Origin of the sequence: Pseudoalteromonas prydzensis (assembly GCF_001661495.1) — a bacterium.
GTDB classification, from domain to species: domain Bacteria; phylum Pseudomonadota; class Gammaproteobacteria; order Enterobacterales; family Alteromonadaceae; genus Pseudoalteromonas; species Pseudoalteromonas prydzensis.
On sequence record NZ_BDDT01000005.1, the window covers coordinates 224,674 to 242,874 of the forward strand.

Annotated in this window: 17 protein-coding genes and 2 tRNA genes; 7 read left to right on the plus strand and 12 right to left on the minus strand. The window is 41.1% G+C overall.

Annotated elements, in window-relative coordinates:
- Window positions 1-312 precede the first annotated feature (312 nt).
- Both A7968_RS11835 and A7968_RS11840 read left to right on the plus strand, forming a co-directional pair.
- Complete coding sequence (locus tag A7968_RS11835; RefSeq protein ID WP_064666789.1) at window positions 313-2,091, plus strand: DUF885 domain-containing protein; 1,779 nt, start codon at window positions 313-315, stop codon at window positions 2,089-2,091.
- A 114-nt stretch (window positions 2,092-2,205) separates the two neighbouring features.
- Entirely contained in the window at window positions 2,206-3,687 is a 1,482-nt protein-coding gene (locus tag A7968_RS11840; protein WP_064666790.1) for an FMN-binding glutamate synthase family protein, read from the plus strand.
- A gap of 87 nt (window positions 3,688-3,774) precedes the next feature.
- On the opposite strand, the gene mtnK is transcribed toward A7968_RS11840, so the two are convergent.
- The gene (gene mtnK / locus A7968_RS11845) at window positions 3,775-4,992 is read right to left on the minus strand and encodes an S-methyl-5-thioribose kinase (protein WP_064666791.1); all 1,218 of its coding nucleotides are present in this window, start codon (window positions 4,990-4,992) and stop codon (window positions 3,775-3,777) included.
- Between the two features lie 132 nt (window positions 4,993-5,124).
- Between mtnK and mtnA the strand changes: the two genes are divergently transcribed.
- The gene (gene mtnA, locus A7968_RS11850; protein ID WP_064666792.1) at window positions 5,125-6,150 is read left to right on the plus strand and encodes an S-methyl-5-thioribose-1-phosphate isomerase; all 1,026 of its coding nucleotides are present in this window, start codon (window positions 5,125-5,127) and stop codon (window positions 6,148-6,150) included.
- Window positions 6,151-6,153: 3 nt separating this feature from the next.
- On the opposite strand, the gene A7968_RS11855 is transcribed toward mtnA, so the two are convergent.
- The 5 genes from A7968_RS11855 to A7968_RS11875 all read right to left on the minus strand — a co-directional run bounded on the left by A7968_RS11855 (window position 6,154) and on the right by A7968_RS11875 (window position 9,496).
- Window positions 6,154-7,218 (minus strand): RelA/SpoT domain-containing protein, encoded by a 1,065-nt coding sequence (locus A7968_RS11855; protein ID WP_064666793.1) that lies wholly within the window; start codon window positions 7,216-7,218, stop codon window positions 6,154-6,156.
- An 81-nt stretch (window positions 7,219-7,299) separates the two neighbouring features.
- Window positions 7,300-7,635: a gamma-glutamylcyclotransferase family protein gene (locus A7968_RS11860; protein ID WP_064666794.1), complete on the minus strand. Its 336-nt coding sequence runs from the start codon at window positions 7,633-7,635 to the stop codon at window positions 7,300-7,302.
- Window positions 7,636-7,647: 12 nt separating this feature from the next.
- The gene (locus A7968_RS11865) at window positions 7,648-8,199 is read right to left on the minus strand and encodes a 1,2-dihydroxy-3-keto-5-methylthiopentene dioxygenase (RefSeq protein ID WP_064666795.1); all 552 of its coding nucleotides are present in this window, start codon (window positions 8,197-8,199) and stop codon (window positions 7,648-7,650) included.
- Entirely contained in the window at window positions 8,196-8,882 is a 687-nt protein-coding gene (gene mtnC / locus A7968_RS11870; protein WP_064666796.1) for an acireductone synthase, read from the minus strand. Before mtnC ends, A7968_RS11865 begins: the two co-directional genes overlap by 4 nt.
- Window positions 8,879-9,496, minus strand: coding sequence for a methylthioribulose 1-phosphate dehydratase (locus A7968_RS11875; protein WP_064666797.1), 618 nt, complete (start codon window positions 9,494-9,496; stop codon window positions 8,879-8,881). Before A7968_RS11875 ends, mtnC begins: the two co-directional genes overlap by 4 nt.
- Window positions 9,497-9,586: 90 nt before the next feature.
- Here A7968_RS11875 and A7968_RS11880 point away from each other — a divergent pair, with 90 nt between their 5' ends.
- Complete coding sequence (locus tag A7968_RS11880) at window positions 9,587-10,729, plus strand: methionine aminotransferase (RefSeq protein ID WP_064666798.1); 1,143 nt, start codon at window positions 9,587-9,589, stop codon at window positions 10,727-10,729.
- On the plus strand, window positions 10,717-11,505 hold the full coding sequence (locus A7968_RS11885) for an amidohydrolase (protein WP_064666799.1): 789 nt from the start codon (window positions 10,717-10,719) through the stop codon (window positions 11,503-11,505). The genes A7968_RS11880 and A7968_RS11885 overlap by 13 nt, the downstream gene beginning before the upstream one ends.
- A gap of 239 nt (window positions 11,506-11,744) precedes the next feature.
- Here the strand turns inward: A7968_RS11885 and A7968_RS11890 are convergent, their stop codons facing one another.
- The 4 genes from A7968_RS11890 to A7968_RS23350 all read right to left on the minus strand — a co-directional run bounded on the left by A7968_RS11890 (window position 11,745) and on the right by A7968_RS23350 (window position 13,260).
- A complete protein-coding gene (locus A7968_RS11890; protein ID WP_064666800.1) occupies window positions 11,745-12,221 on the minus strand; it encodes a hypothetical protein in 477 nt (158 codons plus the stop codon).
- A gap of 452 nt (window positions 12,222-12,673) precedes the next feature.
- Window positions 12,674-12,766, minus strand: a tRNA-Ser gene (locus tag A7968_RS11895).
- Between the two features lie 51 nt (window positions 12,767-12,817).
- Window positions 12,818-12,908, minus strand: a tRNA-Ser gene (locus A7968_RS11900).
- A 211-nt stretch (window positions 12,909-13,119) separates the two neighbouring features.
- Window positions 13,120-13,260 carry a hypothetical protein gene (locus A7968_RS23350; RefSeq protein WP_167542975.1) on the minus strand — a complete coding sequence of 47 codons (141 nt, stop codon included), beginning with the start codon at window positions 13,258-13,260 and terminating at the stop codon, window positions 13,120-13,122.
- Between the two features lie 322 nt (window positions 13,261-13,582).
- On the opposite strand from A7968_RS23350, the gene A7968_RS11905 reads away from it, so the two are divergent.
- A complete protein-coding gene (locus tag A7968_RS11905; RefSeq protein WP_064666801.1) occupies window positions 13,583-14,437 on the plus strand; it encodes a diacylglycerol/lipid kinase family protein in 855 nt (284 codons plus the stop codon).
- A 77-nt stretch (window positions 14,438-14,514) separates the two neighbouring features.
- Here the strand turns inward: A7968_RS11905 and A7968_RS11910 are convergent, their stop codons facing one another.
- Window positions 14,515-15,450, minus strand: a complete 936-nt coding sequence (locus A7968_RS11910) for a DMT family transporter (protein ID WP_064666802.1) — start codon at window positions 15,448-15,450, stop codon at window positions 14,515-14,517.
- Between the two features lie 128 nt (window positions 15,451-15,578).
- Here A7968_RS11910 and A7968_RS11915 point away from each other — a divergent pair, with 128 nt between their 5' ends.
- Window positions 15,579-17,036, plus strand: a complete 1,458-nt coding sequence (locus A7968_RS11915) for an aminotransferase-like domain-containing protein (protein WP_064666803.1) — start codon at window positions 15,579-15,581, stop codon at window positions 17,034-17,036.
- 64 nt (window positions 17,037-17,100) lie between these two features.
- On the opposite strand, the gene A7968_RS11920 is transcribed toward A7968_RS11915, so the two are convergent.
- Window positions 17,101-17,898: a YggN family protein gene (locus A7968_RS11920; protein WP_064666804.1), complete on the minus strand. Its 798-nt coding sequence runs from the start codon at window positions 17,896-17,898 to the stop codon at window positions 17,101-17,103.
- Window positions 17,899-18,201 lie beyond the last annotated feature (303 nt).

The following is an 18,201-nucleotide window of genomic DNA, read 5'->3' on the forward strand; positions in this document are numbered from 1 at the left end:
ACAGTGAAATTAAAGAACTCCCTCCATGAGATTATTACGCAATCCTAGCGTTTGATATAAGCTTACATTAATCTGTATCGGTGATATTTAAAAGTAAAAAGATGTAATTTGGCGTCGAAAACTCTAATTTTCTTGTTCAATCGCTGGTTTTCTCGGCAATCTCGTTCAATCATTTTGAGGCTGACTAACTACTAGACGATAACAGCCGTTAATTTAACCTTGCATTTACTGTCCTTGGTCGCATTTTTTTGGTTATTTTAGCTAGCTAGGTTAGGTTAAATATCATGTTTTCTGTAGCAGACTCCTTATATTATGAAAAAATCAGCCACATTAGTTGTGCGACATTCTTTATTAAGTATTGCCTTGGCATGTACATTAACAGCTTGCCAAATGACCACGGTAGATAGCGATCAACAGTTTACGCAGGTTGCGCAATCAATCGTTGATTATCGAGAAAGTATCAGCCCGTATAGCCACCCTGAAGGTGTTGATGGCTATTTACTCACGAATTTATCTGCTGAATTTCTTGAAAAAAAATACCAACATAACACCGAATTATTGGCGCAGTTAGACGCAATTGATCAAGATAAGCTCAGCGATGAAAACCGCATTAATCTCACTATAATTCGCGGCCAAGTACAAAATAGTGTCGATGAGTATGTATTTAATAGTCATTACATGCCATTGACTTCAGAATATGGCTTTCACTCAAGCTTATCGTTTATGGTGTCGCGTTCAGATTATAAGAAGCCAGCAGACTATCAGCTTTATCTTCAACGTTTGCAGCAAGTTCCCCGCTTTTTTCAGCAAAATATTGGCTGGATGCGCAAAGGGTTAGAGGTTGGTTTAACGCAACCTAAAGCAGTGCTTGTGGGTTATCAAGATTCGATCAGTGCCTATATTGTTGATGATGTCACTAAATCTGAGTTTTATAAGCCATTTTTAAATAATACTGCTGGTTTAACTGACAGTGAGTTTTTTGCGTTACAGCAGCAAGCTAAAAAAGTGATTAAAGAGCAAGTTATCCCTGCTTATCAAGGCTATTTAACGTTTTTTAATGACGAATACCAACCAGGTGCACGTACTGACATAGGTATTTCTTCTACACCTAATGGCGAGGCTTTTTACGCTAATCGCGCTAAGTATTACACCACCACAGATATGACCCCGAAAGAAATTCATGAACTGGGTTTGCAAGAAGTGGCACGTATTCGCGCGGAAATGGATGAAATTATTAAAAAGGTTGGATTTAAAGGCACATTTGCTGAATTTGTGCACTTTTTGCGTACCGATCCACAATTTTACGCCAAAACACCTGAGGAGCTTTTAAAAGAAGCCTCTTACATAGCTAAAAAAATGGATGCCCAACTTCCGAAACTATTTCATACCTTACCACGCATGCCTTATGGCGTAGCGCCTGTGCCTGCAAGCATAGCGCCTAAATACACTACGGGTCGTTACTCTGGTTCAAGTCGTGATGACCAAGCGGGTTATTACTGGGTTAATACCTACGCATTAGATAAACGCCCTTTATATGTGTTAGAAGCACTCACATTTCATGAAGCGGTGCCAGGGCATCATTTACAAATTTCACTTAACGCGGAATTAGAAAACCTGCCAAGTTACCGCCAAGATGCTTATTTATCTGCTTTTGGTGAAGGTTGGGGGTTATATTCTGAGTACTTAGGGATTGAGGCTGGCTTTTATCAAGACCCATACAGTGACTTTGGTCGTTTAACTTATGAAATGTGGCGAGCAGCCCGTTTAGTGGTTGATACTGGCATGCATATGTATGGTTGGAGCCGAGATCGCGCGATGAAGTTTATGAGCGAAAACACCGCGCTTTCATTACACAACGTAAAAACTGAAACCGATCGCTATATTTCATGGCCTGCACAAGCACTGTCGTATAAAATTGGTGAGCTAACGATTAAGCGGTTACGCAAAGAAACTGAGCAAGCATTAGGGCAAGATTTTGATGTGCGCGAGTTTCATCATCAGATACTTCGTCATGGCTCTGTGCCGATGTCTGTATTAGAAGATCAAATTCATCAATATATTCAAACAGAGTTAGCTAAACAAAAAAGCTAGCCTTCACATCGGTGGATCACTGCTATAACTGCAGTGATCCATTAAAACTCTTTGCTTGAAATTTAATCTGCTTATATGCTCTCTACTGTAATAATAATCAGCAAGGGGTGTTGCATGAGTAATTTTATAGTCTTTAGTATTGATGTGTTTGCCAGTTTATTTATTGTGGTATTGGGCTGCTTAGTTTTACTGGTGATTTATTTTTACATTAGTGATGTTACTCAATCAAAACAAGCAATTAGGCGTAATTACCCGGTAATTGGCCGGTTTAGGTATTTTTTTGAACGCCAAGGCGAGTTTTTCCGCCAGTATTTTTTTGCAATGGACCGTGAGGAAATGCCATTTAACCGCGCCGATCGGAGTTGGGTTTATAAAGCAGCTAAAAATGTGGATCGCACCACTGCGTTTGGCTCAACCCAAAGTCTAGAAGTCACTGGTACAGTGATGTTTATGAACTGTGCATTTCCTACCTTAGATGAAGAAGCGCTTGAGCCTAGTGCCGTTACCTTAGGGCCTTATTGTGCAAACCCCTATATGACTAAATCACTGTTCAATATTTCTGGAATGAGTTTCGGGGCATTATCAAAACCGGCCGTGCGTGCGTTATCAAGAGGTGCCAAGCTGGCTGGTTGCTGGATGAATACCGGTGAAGGGGGGCTAAGTCCTTATCACTTAGAAGGTGGTGCTGATATCGTATTTCAAATAGGCACGGCGAAATATGGGGTGCGTGATGAGCAAGGCAAACTAAGCCATGAGAAGCTTAAAAAAATAGCTGCCCATGAACAAGTAAAAATGTTTGAAATTAAAATGAGCCAAGGGGCAAAACCTGGCAAAGGCGGCATGTTACCAGGCAAAAAAGTGACTGCTGAAATTGCTGCGATCCGTGGTATCCCTGAAGGCCATGATTCAATCAGCCCAAATGGGCATCCTGAAGTTAAAAAGCCTGCCGATTTACTGGATATGATTGCATCCGTGCGTGAGACCACTGGCAAACCGACTGGTTTTAAAGCGGTGATTGGTGCTTATGCGTGGCTAGAAACGCTATTTGCTGAAATCAATCATCGGGGTATTGAATCAGCACCTGATTTTATTACCATCGATAGTGCTGATGGCGGTACCGGTGCTGCACCACAGCCATTGATGGATTCAGTAGGATTACCGCTAAGAGAAAGCTTACCTTTAGTCGTCAATATGTTGGAAAAGCATGGATTGCGAGAGCGTATTAAAGTTATTGCGTCAGGTAAACTGATTGTGCCGTCAAAGGTTGCGTGGGCACTCGCATTGGGCGCTGACTTTGTTGTATCAGCTCGTGGTCATATGTTTGCTTTAGGATGTATTCAAGCACTGCAGTGCAATAAAGATACTTGTCCAACGGGTATTACTACGCATAATGAGCGCCTACAGCGTGGCTTAGATGTGAATGATAAAGCACAGCGAGTCGCCAACTATAATAAGTATATTCATTATGGTGCGGGTTTAATTGCCCACTCATGTGGCGTATTTAGTGCCCGAGAGCTTGGCCGCCAGCATGTACGCGTTGTGCAAGAAAACGGCTTGTCAGAGCCGCTTGATAAAATGTATGAAAATTATCAGTGACTTAAAGCGGCTAGGTTATAGGGCCTGACCAAAATAAATTAATAAAAGGCACTCAATAAAGTGCCTTTTTATTGTATTTTATAAAAACTAATTTAGTTGGCTGATCAATAAAGAGAAAAACGCCTCTTTGCTATTGCAGGTATGGGCGTTAAGCACTAACTGCTCGCCCAGCGCTAAGGTATGGCGTTGCACGTCTAAACGCGCCTGCGCATCTTCAATGGCATCTATATCAGCAACGTGTGCTAAGCCAATAGTACGGCGAATCAGCTCGGTCCCGCAGTAACCAATCGCATCTTGCAGTACTTGTTGCATAAAATACTCACCGTATCCGGCGGCTTTTAAATTGTTATCAGTTGTTTGCTCTGCAATTAGCCTTAGCCACTGTTGTTCAAACAAAGAATAACTCTCTTGCAGGCAAGTCAGTAAATGGGTGTGATAGTTACGGCGCGTAACAAATTCACTAATACGGGCATTTTGGGCGCAATAGTTTAATAATAAGTTGCCGATAAATGAGCCAATATCAAAACCTATAGGGCCAAAAAAACCAAACTCAGGGTCGATCATCTTGGTCGTGTTTTGATCCACAAAAATGCTGCCGCTATGCATATCGCCATGTAGCAAGGTTTGCGGGCACGATAAAAACTTGGCTTTAAGTTTTGCAATCGCTAAATGCAGTGCGGCATTATTTTGCAATTTACTAACTGTGCTTTGTAGTTCGCTTGGGTAGTTATTGCGCTCATGTTCACGCAGAATATCGTTAAAAAATAAGTCTTCAGTAATTTGGCACAATTCTGGATTGGTAAACTGACTGACTTTGGCTTTTTTATCTTGCGCGGTTAGGTAAAAGTCTGAGTTATAAAAACCGGTATGGCTTAAGTAGTGAGCCACATGTTGACCTAATAGCGGAAATTGCTCTGCGTTTATTTGTGCGCTACGCAAAATTTGTAAGTGACCAAGATCTTCTAAAATGGTCAGTGCTTGCTCTGGATTATGATGCAATACTTTTGCTGTGTAGTCAGGGCTTAATGCGCCGTGATTGAGTAAAACCTCAGCTTCAATGCGTGCTCGGTCGAGCGTTAATGGCCATGATTCACCCACACAGCGCGCATAAGGCAAGGCTTGCTTTAAAATAACGCTATTACTTTGCTCGTCGCTTATTCTAAAAACGAGATTTAAATTGCCATCTCCAAACTCATACGCCGATAACGTTTGGTCAGGATCAAACAAATCATATCCATCTTTAGTTACAAGATTTTTAATATAATCAATCGCATGCTGTGCATTAAAGGCAACGTATTCGGCCATCGGCGTACTCTCAGAAAATGATAAACGATAGCATTCTATACCTTCAACCGTTTAGATGTCTACACTTCTGGGTTGTGCGTTTTAAAAACTACTGTAAAATAACCTCAGCCTTAAGATAATTCAGGACCAACCATGCAAGACCTCATCGCAAGCAGTTTAAAATATCAAAACAATACACTCAGCGTGTTAGACCAATACCTACTGCCGCATCAACAGGTATGGCACGAATGTGATGATGTCGACACTATGCGGGATTTAATTTTAAGTTTAAAAATACGCGGTGCACCGCTGATTGGTTTAGGAGCGAGTTTACTGGTTGCTCATTTGGCTGAGCAGGGCACAGCAAAAGCCACATTAGCCAAGGCAATTGATGATCTAGAAGCCACCCGACCAACCGCAGTAAACTTAATGCATTGCATGGCAAAGTTACGCATTGCGTTACAACAAGATGATTATGTAACGGCAATTGTAACTGCTGCGGTAACTTTGTTTAATGAAGATATCGCCTTGTGTGAAAGCATGGCAAATCATGGCGCAGCACTGGTTAACCGTGGTGATAATATTCTTACCCATTGTAATACAGGGGCGTTAGCGACTGCAGGTATTGGTACTGCTTTGGGGGTTATTTACAAAGCGCAGCAGCAATATGGTGATATTCATGTCTGGGTTGATGAAACACGGCCATTGCTACAAGGCGGTCGTTTAACCGCGTTTGAACTCGAGCGCTGGCAGATACCGTATACGCTTATTTGTGACAATATGGCAGCAAGCTTAATGGCCGCAGGCAAAGTTGATAAAATATTTGTTGGCGCTGACCGTATCGCAGCTAACGGCGACTTTGCAAATAAAGTGGGCACTTATAATTTAGCCGTGTTGGCGCATTTTCATAACATCCCTTTTTATGTGGTGGCCCCGCTTACTACCCTTGATGTAAATACGGCATGCGGTGCCGATATTGAAATTGAGCAACGTAACAGCGCTGAAGTGCGCGGTGTAAGCGGAAGTTTTGGTGAGGCGCAATGGGCACCAACAAATGCTAACGTTTACAACCCAGCGTTTGACGTAACCCCTGCAAAGCTAATCACGGGCTGGGTGTTAGATACTGGCGTTTATAACCAACAACAAGTGTTAGCTGGTAAACTGAAAGATTTAAATTAAAATTTAACCCAGTAATACACGGCTGAACTCTGAAAGAAACTCTGAAGTGTCATTAAGGTAGTTGGGGTAGGCTTTTTCTATCGACTTTAAGTCACTTCCAGCTACTAGCAATACGTTGTTGTGTGTTTGTCGCTCTTGCTCTGCATAGTGCGTTAACGCTTCTTGTTTTTTATTGGCTGCGTACAAAAAGACCCGACCCATTTGAGTTTCGGTGTTGTGAACAAGTAAAGCAAACCCCGTATCTTTTGATTTGTTTTTAATTTCATCAACTTGGAAAGCGCGGTTAAACGCATCGAGTTTATGAAATGCTGCAAGCTTTTTGTTTAAGGCAGCTAACTCATCAATAAAGTTTTGTGATTGTTCATCACTTAATTGATTTGAGCCATCTTTAACGGCAAGAAATTCACCCATGATAAAAAATAATCGCTGCCAATCTGTATCAGCGGCTTGTGGGTTGGTTTTCAGTGTTTCTTTTTCAATGATATCGACTATCTCAACAGTGGTTGCCCATAGGTGTTGGAGTCGAGTGCGTAACTGAACTTCGATTTGAAAGCCTTTGTAATCGTGCGAATCTAGATTGTTATAGCTTTTATAAACGCGGTGAATGCCTCTATAGCCTGTGGTTTTAGGGTTTTCAATATAATCATATGACTTTACGCTATGGACTGTTCGACTGGAATCTAAACTCGTATTGAGCTTATACAGGTTATCTAAATTGTCTAAAATAACTCTGCAACCACCTATATCGTGCATGCGTTTAAGGCTGATGGCATTTTCATTTTTACCGTCTAATGACTCACGTTGCAGTTTATCAATAATTGTCGGTAAGCGTTTTAAGCGACGAACAATAGTAGCAGAATCAAGCAAGTTAAGTTTTTTTACGTGTTTCCATATTAAATTTTTGATGATGGTCAGTGGGTATAAATGGGCTGCGCGATAATTTTGAATGACTTCGGTAGCAAATTCAAAATCGCCTTCTTTTTTACGAAAAATACGGCCAGCTTTTTCAACCTGCTTACGAGAATACGCAAGTTGTTGCTTTGACTTTTGATATTGTTCGTTGACCATTTCACATTCACTTAATTGAGTAAAACTAACACTGAAAATATACTACAGAGTTAAGTTGTTTAAGTCATCTTTGATATGACGTTAGCCTTTTGCCACATACACCCATGCATCAATACCGCTGCTAAATGACTCTGCTATACGGATGTAGTCATCAACTTCATAGCTATCTGCGTTAGCAAGTTCCTCTAAGGTGATAGTAAAAATAGTGCCGGTTACAGTGTCTGTTGCAAGGCCTGTTTTAATTAATGCTGGGTGAAACCGCTGGCCGCTGCTTTTTAACACAGCGGCGTCGGTGATCTCAACTTCGCCTACCACGTAGCCTTTTAGTGTATCGGCTTGACCTTCAAGCAAACGGCCAAAAGTATCAAGCTGTACTTGCGCTAATTGCAGTGTTCCGTATGAGAATAACCTTTCCATTTTATCCCTTTATTAACTGCTGCTGTCCAATAACGGAAATTGCTTAGCAATCTCAGACTCAGTACTTTGGGCCACCCAACCTTCGGTATTATTGAACAAACGGATCGCGGTGAACTCAGGATCTCTGCCCATATCAAACCAATGTGGGGTCAGCTCAGGAACTGAAATTAAATCACCCTGCTGGCAAAGCACTTGATATACCTTGTCGTTAATATGTAGGCAAAATAGCCCTTGGCCTTTTACAAAAAAGCGCACTTCATCTTCGCTATGGGTGTGTTCAAATAAAAACTTAGCACGTAACTCGGCGGCATTTAGGTTGCCTTTTGCCAGCGAAATAACGTCTACAGTTTGATAGCCGCCTTGTTGTTTTAGGCGCTCAATATCTTTGCTATAGGCTGCAATAATATCTTCATGGCTGGTATCGGCGTTAATAACAGCGCTTGCTTGCCATTGTTCAAATCGTACATTTACTTTATTCAGCTCAGCGGCAATTTGTGCTGCATCTTGGGTATTTAATAATGCATTGCTGGCGTTACAATCGGCAAAAATAGTCAGTTGGCTCATGCTAAATGCTCCGCGGTAAATTGGCTGAAATCGTTAATATAGTTATGTGCAGGCGAGCTTGCTTGACCATCACGAATTAAGTGTAGGGTTTTTAAACCAGCGGCTTTAGCGGCATCCAGCTCTGCGGCAACATCACTTAAAAATAGCACTTCATGAGCGGCAAAAGGTAATTGGGCAATGATGTTTTCATAAGCGGTGGCTTCTTGTTTAGCGCCCACGTTAGTATCAAAGTAATCAGTAAATAAGGAGCGAATATCACCAAAGTCAGAGTAGTTAAAAATTAAATGCTGGGCTTTTACTGAGCCTGATGAATACACATATAGTTGCTGGCCAGCTTGTTGCTGCGCAACTAAGAACTGGTAGGCATCTGGGTATAAATGACCAGTAAAATCGCCATTTTCATAGCCAGTTTGCCAAATAAGGCCTTGTAACTGTTTTAATGGGGTGATTTTTTTATCGTCACGGATCCATGCAAGCAAAGTGTTAATTACCACATCGATACTGGCATCAGGCTGCTCAATAATCGCTTTTACGGCAGCAATTTGCTCTGCTACCGCGCTTTGTGTTTGCTGAGCTTTTACAAATTCAGGAAGTTGTTTTGCTGCATATGGAAACAGCATGTCTTTAACAAACGAAATACGGGTAATGGTGCCTTCAATATCGGTCAGTAGTGCTTTGATCATGATTCTAATCCTACTAATTTTAAACGTTCTAATTCACATGCAAATAAGAACTCAAGACCTTCTAATTGGCGGCGAACTTCACCGATTGTACGACCCACAACATACAAACCGTGGCCGCGAATAAGTACGCCGTGCTCGATCGGGATATGTAGATGGTGATCGCTGACTAATAAGCTAAGGCGGTCAATGTCTTGGTCATTATCAAAAATTGGAATGCTTAAGGTGTCTAAATGTGAGGTTATGCCAGTTAATGATTTTTGCATTTCGTAGCCGTGTAAATCTAGGCTGTGGCCTTTAATAACTCGTGATAATACTGTTGCGGCGACAGAATGAGTATGTAATACATAATTAGCTGAAGGAATTAGTTTATACATACTTAAATGCAGTTCAGTTTCTGCCGATGGCTTGGCGGCACTAGCACTGCGATTACCTGCATGATCTAGTTCTATAAAGGTATGTGAGCCTAATTGTCCTTTGTCAAAACCGCTGGCAGTCACTACAAAGCCAGTATTGGTTCGCGCTGAAAAGTTACCACCTGTGGCCGGTACCCAACCACGTTGACTGATCCATTTTCCTGCTTCTATAAGTTCCGAAATAGCGGTATTGTTATGCATACATTCCTCTAGCTAATTTAGACGGCTATACTTCTGTTAACAGCAATGATAGCATCGCTTTGGGCGCAAAACCATCATTAAGGGTAACCAGTGTTTGAAAGTAAATTGCCAAATTTAGGCACCAGTATTTTTAGTCAAATGACCGCTTTAGCAAATCAATTTGAAGCCATTAATTTATCGCAGGGTTTTCCTGAGTTTGATGCGCCAGAGTTACTTAAAAAGCAGCTTAATCATTATGTATTAGAAGGGGTTAATCAATATTCACCTTCAGCTGGCGTACCACGTCTACAGCAACAAATTGCTCAGTTAGTAAAACGTAAATATGCAGCGGAGATAGATGCAGCGCAGCAAGTAACCGTCACCTCAGGTGCGACCGAGGCCTTATTTGTAGCCATTCAAGCATTAGTGCGTAAAGGCGATGAAGTTATCGTATTTGACCCCGCCTATGACTCATATCAACCTGCGATAGAACTGGCTGGCGGTAAGTCAGTTCATATTGCTTTACAGGCTCCAAGTTATGCAATTGATTGGCAAGTAGTTGCTAGTGTAGTAAATAGTAAAACACGGGCTATTATGATTAATACTCCGCACAACCCAAGTGGTAAAACGCTAAAACAGCACGATATAAATGCCCTCAAAGCTTTGGTTCTCGAGCATGATTTATATGTGATAAGTGATGAAGTATACGAGCATATAACCTTTGATAAGCAGCCGCATTTAAGTGTATTGCGTGATGAGCAATTGTTTGCCCGCAGCTTTGTGATCTCAAGCTTTGGCAAGACTTTTCATAGCACTGGCTGGAAAATGGGTTACTGCATCGCACCCGCGGCACTTGCGGTGGAGTTTCGTAAAATTCACCAATATGTGACTTTTTCAAGCTTCACCCCTGCGCAACACGCATTAGCCGATATGCTAGAGCAGCAAGGTGAGCATGTGGATGAGCTCAGTGAGTTTTATCAACAAAAACGTGATGTACTTAGTAATGCACTAAAAGAGAGTCGTTTTACCATTTTACCCAGTGAAGGCACTTACTTTTTACTACTTGATTACAGTGATGTATCAGATCTCAATGATGTAGAGTTTTGCCACTGGCTAGTAGAGCAAGCAGGGGTTGCCGCCATTCCACTGAGCGTGTTTTATCAGCAACCAAGCAACGATAAAGTTATTCGCTTATGCTTTGCCAAACATGACGCCACGCTATTACAAGCCGCGGAGATTTTATGTCAACTTTAACCCTAGCACTGATACAAACATCGCTTGATTGGTTAGATAAAGACGCTAACTTGGCACACTTTAGCAATAAAATAGCTGATATAGATAAATCAGTAGAGCTTATTTTATTGCCAGAAACATTCGCCACCGGCTTTGCTATCAATCTTGATTGCGCAGAGCCGGATCATCAGTTAGCGCAAGGTAAAGTGCTTGATTGGATGATTACTTCGGCAAAATCAAGCAATGCGGTCATTGCCGGCTCGGTATTGGTAACGCAAGGCGATAAAAAAGCTAATCGCTTTTATTGGGTATGGCCCAATGGCGAGGTTAAGTTCTACGACAAACGGCATTTATTTTGTTTAGGTAAAGAGGGGGATTTTGTAACCGCAGGGCAGCAACGTGAAGTGTTCACCCTTAATGGTTTTAGAATTTTACCGCAAGTATGTTACGACTTACGCTTTCCGGTATTTCAGCGTAATCGCAACGACTACGATGTGATGGTTAATGTCGCCAACTGGCCTGCTGCACGACGCAAAGTATGGGACACCTTACTAATGGCGCGCGCAATGGAAAACCAGTGTTATGTGATTGGCGTTAATCGTATTGGTGATGATGCTAATGGCGTCGCGCACAATGGCGGCACGGCAGTGTATGACTTCAAAGGTGATACGTTAGCAGCCGCTACTGATAACGCAGCTGAGGTTGTTATTACCACGCTGGATAAACAGCCGCTTGAGCTTTTTAAGCAAAGCTTCCCCGCGCATTTAGATGCCGATGGGTTTAGTTTGGGTTATTAAGATAAAGAGACTGTTTAGCCTCTTTACCCGTTTTACGCAGAAGCACTGTAGGTGAGTTTGATCGCAGCGAAACCCGACAACATACAAAAAAAAATAATCTACAGGCTTGTATCAATACAAGGCCGTTTATCTGCGATGAATTTTTACCTGCTCACCCAATCGTTACGAGAGAATACCTAGGCTAGGTTAAAGTATTGATTTAATAGGTAGCAACCTATTGCATTACTATGATGTATCAGTTAGTTATCCGGTTTTTTATCTGCATTGTGATTATATGGTTGGCACAATATCTGAATTTCGTGATGCCCATCATATAATTTAAATAACTCATCGCCCCCAGTTTTGTTAAAAAATTGAGATAGGGTTATTTTGTCCTGCTCATACTCCATTAGTAACCAAAAGCCGTAAAAACCTTTAAACCAAAAATAATAGAATATCGCTGCGAAAAAAAATACTAGATAGGCTGCTTTACCTACTTTCTTTTTATATTTTAAACAACTAAGGAACAACCAAATACAACTCAACATTGCTAAAATTAAGAATGCTGAAAAAGGAGTAATAACTACTTCAATGTTGTCCCAGCGAGAGCTTAGACAAGAAGCATGTCGGTCTGAAACTATTGTGTAAATTAAAGTGATTTTGAAAAGGAAGTACAATAATACAGTTGTAAAAACTGCATATAAAATACCACTTTCTTTGTCCTCACTGTTATTCAACTTGTAGCCTTAGAAAATATTTTGGTGTTTTTAAAAAGAAAAGTCAGAACGATTTTTGAATTTGGTTTAAGAGCTGACTTATGTGTTCTATTTGATATTACATTACACAACTTAGCGGAAGGGATCTAGAGTTTAGTTTTCTGGCCGCACTGCGTGCGTTTAACTTTGTTCCTGACAAAGTTTGGTCTCACCTGGTCGAGGGTTCTCACCCTCCTTCATCGGTGTAAAGGTTACGGGCATAAAACGATAGGCTTTTTAGACTAGTATTAGTGTCAAACGTGGGGATGGGCTTGCTTACGTCCATGTAATCAATCGCTTCGCGACGCTTGCAGCGGCCCCAAATGTTCCTGACATTTGGTCGAACCCTGGTCGAGGGTTCTCACCCGCCTTCTGCCATTTTTAACAACAAAAAAAGCCCCGCAATAAATTGCGGGGCTTTCTTCGTTATTAAATGGCGGAGAAGGAGGGATTCGAACCCTCGATAGAGCTACAAACCCTATACTCCCTTAGCAGGGGAGCGCCTTCGGCCACTCGGCCACCTCTCCGGCGCATAAACTGTCATTTTGATGATCGAGTGAACCACCAAAACGTAATAATGGTGGAGAGATAGGGATTTGAACCCTAGAGGGGCTATAAACCCCTGCCGGTTTTCAAGACCGGTGCATTCGACCACTCTGCCATCTCTCCGTTGGGAAAGAATAATACGCAGGTGATTGGGGTGTGTAAATAGGAAAAAGATCGTTTGCTGTTTTTTTGTTCTAAAAAACAGGTTTTTTTATAAAAAAGGTGTTTTTAGGGAGTTTAAAGAAGGGGTTGCAGCAAACGAGGGAGCTAAATAAGTAGTTTCATTTAGTGGTTGGGTGTTTGCTGCACCGCTAAAGTAATCATGGTTGGGTGATTACTTGTATTGAACTGCGCCGCCAAGAGCTAGCTTTTTGCCGAAACGGTTTAGTCTGGCAAGCATTTTTGCTTTGCGATTGGTCGGTTTTACTGCAACATGGGTAGCTGCACTTTCGTTTAAAGTATTTACTGGGTTCATTACTTTGCTCCGGGTTATGTCTGTTTTGACAACACGGCTATTTTGACTCTAAATTGCACAAAAATAAAACGATAAAAATTAGGGTGGTCGGATAGAAATAACTAATGTGAAGTGCGGTTATTAACTTGCGGTTAAGTTTGCTTTATTAGTTCGTTTTGCATGGTTATGAATATTTTAAATGTATTAATACTTTAAATATAATGGCTTTATTTTATTTTTGATGTTTTTTATGCATTACAAAATACAAAAAGTGAGTAAGTATTCAGATTAATTTATCTTTTGAAAAGTCTATTTTTATGTTTTTAAGTGGTCGGGTAGTCAGATGCTAATAATTATTAAACCAAGCACGCAAAAAAAGCATAAAAAAAATTGCGCTTGGTTATTAGATCAATGTCAAAAACGTGGCATTGATAACACTATTTTTTATACAACAGGCCATTTTAGTGATGATTGTCAAAAAATAGCGGTTTTGGCGCGGTCACAAAAGCGTGTTGTTGTGCTTGGTGGTGATGGTAGCTTGCATTTAGCTGTGAACGCCTTGATGGCATTAAATTGCTCATTAGCGTTATTACCACAAGGAACAGGCAATGATTTTGCTCGTGGCTTTGGCTGCAGCAACTTGGCTTGGCGTGATGCTATTTTTAGTGATCACGAAGTTAAAATTGATATTGGCCAAATAAATAACCGTTACTTTATTAATATTGCGGGGGTTGGCTTTGATGCGCATGTAGTAAATGCATTGCAAGCTAAGCCTGCATTAACCCCATTAGGCTATAGTTTTGCTGGGTTTAAGCATCTACTAGCCTATCAGGCCGCGCACTTAGAGGGCCGCTTTGCTGGGCAGCAATCTCAGTATCATAACTTAATTACGGTATTTGCTAATTACCATTATTTTGGTGGGGGATTAAAAATAGCGCCTAAAGCACAATTAAATAATGGCTATTTAGAGTGTTACACAATGGCAGGACGGGGTTTGCTTGGTAACTTATATAGTTTTATACGCTTATTACTGCGTAACCACCATGGTATGAAAGGGCTTAGTTATCAGCGTTTAAACACTGCGAATATCGATACCCCAGGTTTATTGATAGAAGCAGATGGGGAGCTAGTGGGGATGACCCCGGCTACTGTGACTATTCATCCGCAAGCGCTGCGTTTTTGCATGCCGCAGTGCTAAATTTAGATAATATGTTAGCAATAAAAAAGCGCCTAACAAGTAGGCGCTTTTGGCGTTAGCTACGTTATAAACGTATTCTAACTGGGGATGGAGCGTTTATTGGCAAGTGATGCCTTATGTAACTCGATAAACGCTTTAATTCTTTTTGTGGGTGTTAGTACAATTGCGTTACCCACTAGCACTAAACTAAAACCGATAAATGTATTGGCCTGCCAAATAAAACCTTCAAATAATGTGCTTAAAATCACTGCAACCAATGGAAATAACACAATGACATAACTGGCGCGCTCTGGACCGATATTTTTCAACAACGCAAAGTAACAAGCAAATGCGATGACGGTGCCAAACACTGCTAAATAGACTAATGAATACCAGTAGCTAGCAGGGGCAGAGAAGCTTAAGCTAGCATCAGCCATAAATACATAACATAGTAGTCCAATTGCACTGTAGAGCATGCCCCAGGCATTGCCTTGCATCACACCAATTTGTTGCTGGGAGTTGCGAACACTCACCATATTACCCAATGAAGCCACAAAGGTGCCGGTTAACGCAAGTAGTAAACCGACCAACGCCCCATTACTTAAGTCGAACTGCTGTAATTGTGGCCAGAACAAACTTACGATACCCACAACGCCAATTAATGCACCGCTGTAAATGCGTTTTGCTATGGGTTTACCAAAGAACAGGCGAGTATTTACTATATTCATTAGCAGTAACATTGAAAATGCGATAGATGCCATGGCAGACGTTAAATAGTTTTGTGCCCAATACAGTACTAAATAATTTAGGCCAAAGTTACACAACGCCAGTAATACAAAAAAACCGTGATCGCGACGGCTATAATTCATAGGTAACTTTTTAACGCTTACCCAAATCCACATTAATATGGCCGCTAAACTAAAGCGATAAAACAGTGATACTTCAACTGCAATGTCACCTAATTGAAATTCAATTGCGAGCCAGGTAGAGCCCCAAATCAAAACTGTTAAAGTATAAAGCGCGATGCTTCTCATGGCCGATCCTAGCGTGTCGATTAAGTGTTTATTTTAATGTGCTTCTGTATACTTAACATATACAGAAAACTAGAAATGCAACCTGTACAGATTTTAACGATTGATAAAACTATTTTGAGAGGCATCAGATGTCATTAGTCGTAAGTAAAAGTAATCATGATTTTTTATACTTGCAAGTTATGCAGCTGATCCGTGAGCTATCAGAGCAAGGCACTTTACTACCCGGTGAAAAGTTACCTTCGCTACGTAAAATGGCCGACAAACTTAAAGTCAGTATTCCAACAGTTAAATTGGCTTATCAATCGCTTGAAGCACAGGGATTAGTAGAGGCACGTGAAAAATCAGGGTATTTTTTAAAGTCATCGGCTACCCAATTAGCGCGACCAAAGCGTGTAAAACTCAGTCGTGAGCCCGTTGCGGTGAATATGCAAGTGTTGATAGAGCAAGTTTATGATGCAATTCACCAAGCGGGGGTGGTGCCATTTGGCATTGCTAATCCGGTGGCGGCAGCGCCAACCGATAAAATGCTCAGTCGGACAATGCGCCGAGTTATGTCGATTGCCGGCAGTCGTGCCATTAATTATGGGGCTATTGACGGATTTGCTCCGCTGAAAAAGCAATTGATCCATCGCTATTTAGATTTTGGTATTGGTGTTGATCCACAAGAGTTGGTGATCACTAACGGTGCACAAGAAGCATTGGCGATTGCCCTTAAGTGTGTAGCAAAAGCGGGCGATGTGATTGCTATTGAGTCACCTTGTTATTTTGGCATTATTGAATTGATCGAAAGTTTAGGGTTGAAAGCACTGGAGATCCCGCTATGTCCTGATGATGGGATCTGGCTTGATGATCTGAGTCAGGCTTTGCAAGATCATGACATCAAAGCCTGTGTTTTCTCTACCTCGATCAATAACCCTGTTGGCAGTTTCATGCCTGATCTTAAGCGTAAAGATCTGGTCGCATTGTTAGAGTCTCATAATGTGGTATTGATTGAAGATGATGTTTACGGTGATCTACATTTTACTGCACAACGAGGCACCCCAGCGCAAGCTTATTCAACGAAAGGCTTAGTGCTTACTTGTGCCTCTTTTTCAAAAACGGCTGCACCGAGTTATCGCGTTGGCTGGCTGATTGCTGGTAAGTTTGCTGCTCAAGCTCGGCGCTATAAACGCGCATTGAGTTGCTCTACTTCGCTGATCAATCAGTGGACGTTATATGAGTTTGTGCAAAGTGGTGAGTACGAACGTAACCTTAAGCTACTCAAACAGCGTTTACGCAACAACAAAGAACGGATGATCTGGTGTTTACAACGAGCGTTTCCGAGCACTGCACGGATCAGTGATCCACAAGGAGGCTGTGTGATCTGGATTGATTTAGGCAGCGGGTATGACAGCGTTAAATTGTTTCAGCTAGCGCTCGAAAACGGGATCAGTATTACTCCGGGCTATATTTTTTCGGCCACCAATAAATACCGTAGTTGCATTAGGTTAAGCTATGGTTTGCCATGGAGTGAAAAACTTGAACAAGCAATAAATAGGTTGGGTGAACTTGTGCATTTAGCTAAAAATAAAAAAGCAGCACCTTAAAAAGAGTGCTGCTAAAGGGATATCAAACTTTTATTGGCTAGTTAATAGTTCGCTTAGAATCTGCTTAGTTATTTTTCTTATAACTAAACAATTGGTAATCTTTTAATTCTGGCACTAGCTTAACCAGTTGTTGCTCTTGCTCTGCAATAGTAGAAAAGTTACCGCACAATGCGTCAGCACGTTTTTCTAATTGATTCGCTTGTTGTTCAACTTTGGCTTCGATTTCTGCCCCCATGTTTTCCATGCGTTGTTCAAAGGCTTGCATATCACCACCTGAGCCCATTAGTTCTGAACCTACCGCCATTAAAATGCTGCCCATTGATTGCATCATGGCAGATTGCACAGCACTTTCTATTTGCTCATCAAACTGGCTTTCAAAGTTTTCACCAAATTGCTGAAAACTCTGCTGTCCCATTACAAATGTGCCTTGTTGATAAAAGGTGTTTTCAACTTCTATTTTAATATCAGCCATTAGATCATTAATGCTATCTAGCCCTTCAATATTGAATGCATTTGCCACTTCTTCAATGGCGACGCCAGCAATTTTTACACCTTCAAGAGCGATGTTCGCAACTTCTGGCAATTGGCTGCGCAAACTATTCGAATACGCCGTGATGGCTTGGCGCTGTTGGCCGTTAAGTGCCACAGTTTGGCCATTTATTTTTAGCTCACCTTGCTCGACAAAGCTCATCGTGTTGTTGTCTGCGGTGAAGATTTCTAGCTCATTTGGTTTGATGCGTACGTCATTTTTGAATTCAACGTCGCAAGAATCGCCACTGAAAGAAATATTAGTCTCATTATCAGTGTGCGCCATTGCCCCTGTAGCAATAAATAAAGAACCGATTAATAGTAATTTTTTCATTTTAATATCCTGCCAATGTGTTGATTTTAACGAGTACGTATTTTTCGTATTTAATACTAATCAAGTTTGATGCCAATAATTTTTAACCTTTAAAAACAATGAATTAATCTATTTTTGTCGGTTTTTAGCAGAGCTAAAAAATAATAATAAAACTACTTTTTAGTCATTTTGACTAATTTTGCCTCGTTAATAAAAGATGTTTATCGTTTCGATAAAAAACTCTCACTTTCCAGAATTAAAATTTAGCGCTATTTATTCACAATATTGACATGACACCATTTTAAGATTGGGTCGTGGCTTTAT

Bases quoted from the DNA above. Each gene is read 5' to 3' on its own strand.
- A7968_RS11865 (WP_064666795.1), bottom strand. From the start codon at position 8,199: ATGAGCCAACTGACTATTTTTGCCGATTGTAACGCCAGCAATGCATTA.
- mtnA (WP_064666792.1), top strand. From the start codon at position 5,125: ATGCAAGACCTCATCGCAAGCAGTTTAAAATATCAAAACAATACACTC.
- A7968_RS11885 (WP_064666799.1), top strand. From the start codon at position 10,717: ATGTCAACTTTAACCCTAGCACTGATACAAACATCGCTTGATTGGTTA.
- mtnC (WP_064666796.1), bottom strand. From the start codon at position 8,882: ATGATCAAAGCACTACTGACCGATATTGAAGGCACCATTACCCGTATT.
- A7968_RS11915 (WP_064666803.1), top strand. From the start codon at position 15,579: ATGTCATTAGTCGTAAGTAAAAGTAATCATGATTTTTTATACTTGCAA.
- mtnK (WP_064666791.1), bottom strand. From the start codon at position 4,992: ATGGCCGAATACGTTGCCTTTAATGCACAGCATGCGATTGATTATATT.
- A7968_RS11840 (WP_064666790.1), top strand. From the start codon at position 2,206: ATGAGTAATTTTATAGTCTTTAGTATTGATGTGTTTGCCAGTTTATTT.
- A7968_RS11875 (WP_064666797.1), bottom strand. From the start codon at position 9,496: ATGCATAACAATACCGCTATTTCGGAACTTATAGAAGCAGGAAAATGG.
- A7968_RS11920 (WP_064666804.1), bottom strand. From the start codon at position 17,898: ATGAAAAAATTACTATTAATCGGTTCTTTATTTATTGCTACAGGGGCA.
- A7968_RS11860 (WP_064666794.1), bottom strand. From the start codon at position 7,635: ATGGAAAGGTTATTCTCATACGGAACACTGCAATTAGCGCAAGTACAG.
- A7968_RS23350 (WP_167542975.1), bottom strand. From the start codon at position 13,260: ATGAACCCAGTAAATACTTTAAACGAAAGTGCAGCTACCCATGTTGCA.
- A7968_RS11855 (WP_064666793.1), bottom strand. From the start codon at position 7,218: ATGGTCAACGAACAATATCAAAAGTCAAAGCAACAACTTGCGTATTCT.
- A7968_RS11835 (WP_064666789.1), top strand. From the start codon at position 313: ATGAAAAAATCAGCCACATTAGTTGTGCGACATTCTTTATTAAGTATT.
- A7968_RS11910 (WP_064666802.1), bottom strand. From the start codon at position 15,450: ATGAGAAGCATCGCGCTTTATACTTTAACAGTTTTGATTTGGGGCTCT.
- A7968_RS11905 (WP_064666801.1), top strand. From the start codon at position 13,583: ATGCTAATAATTATTAAACCAAGCACGCAAAAAAAGCATAAAAAAAAT.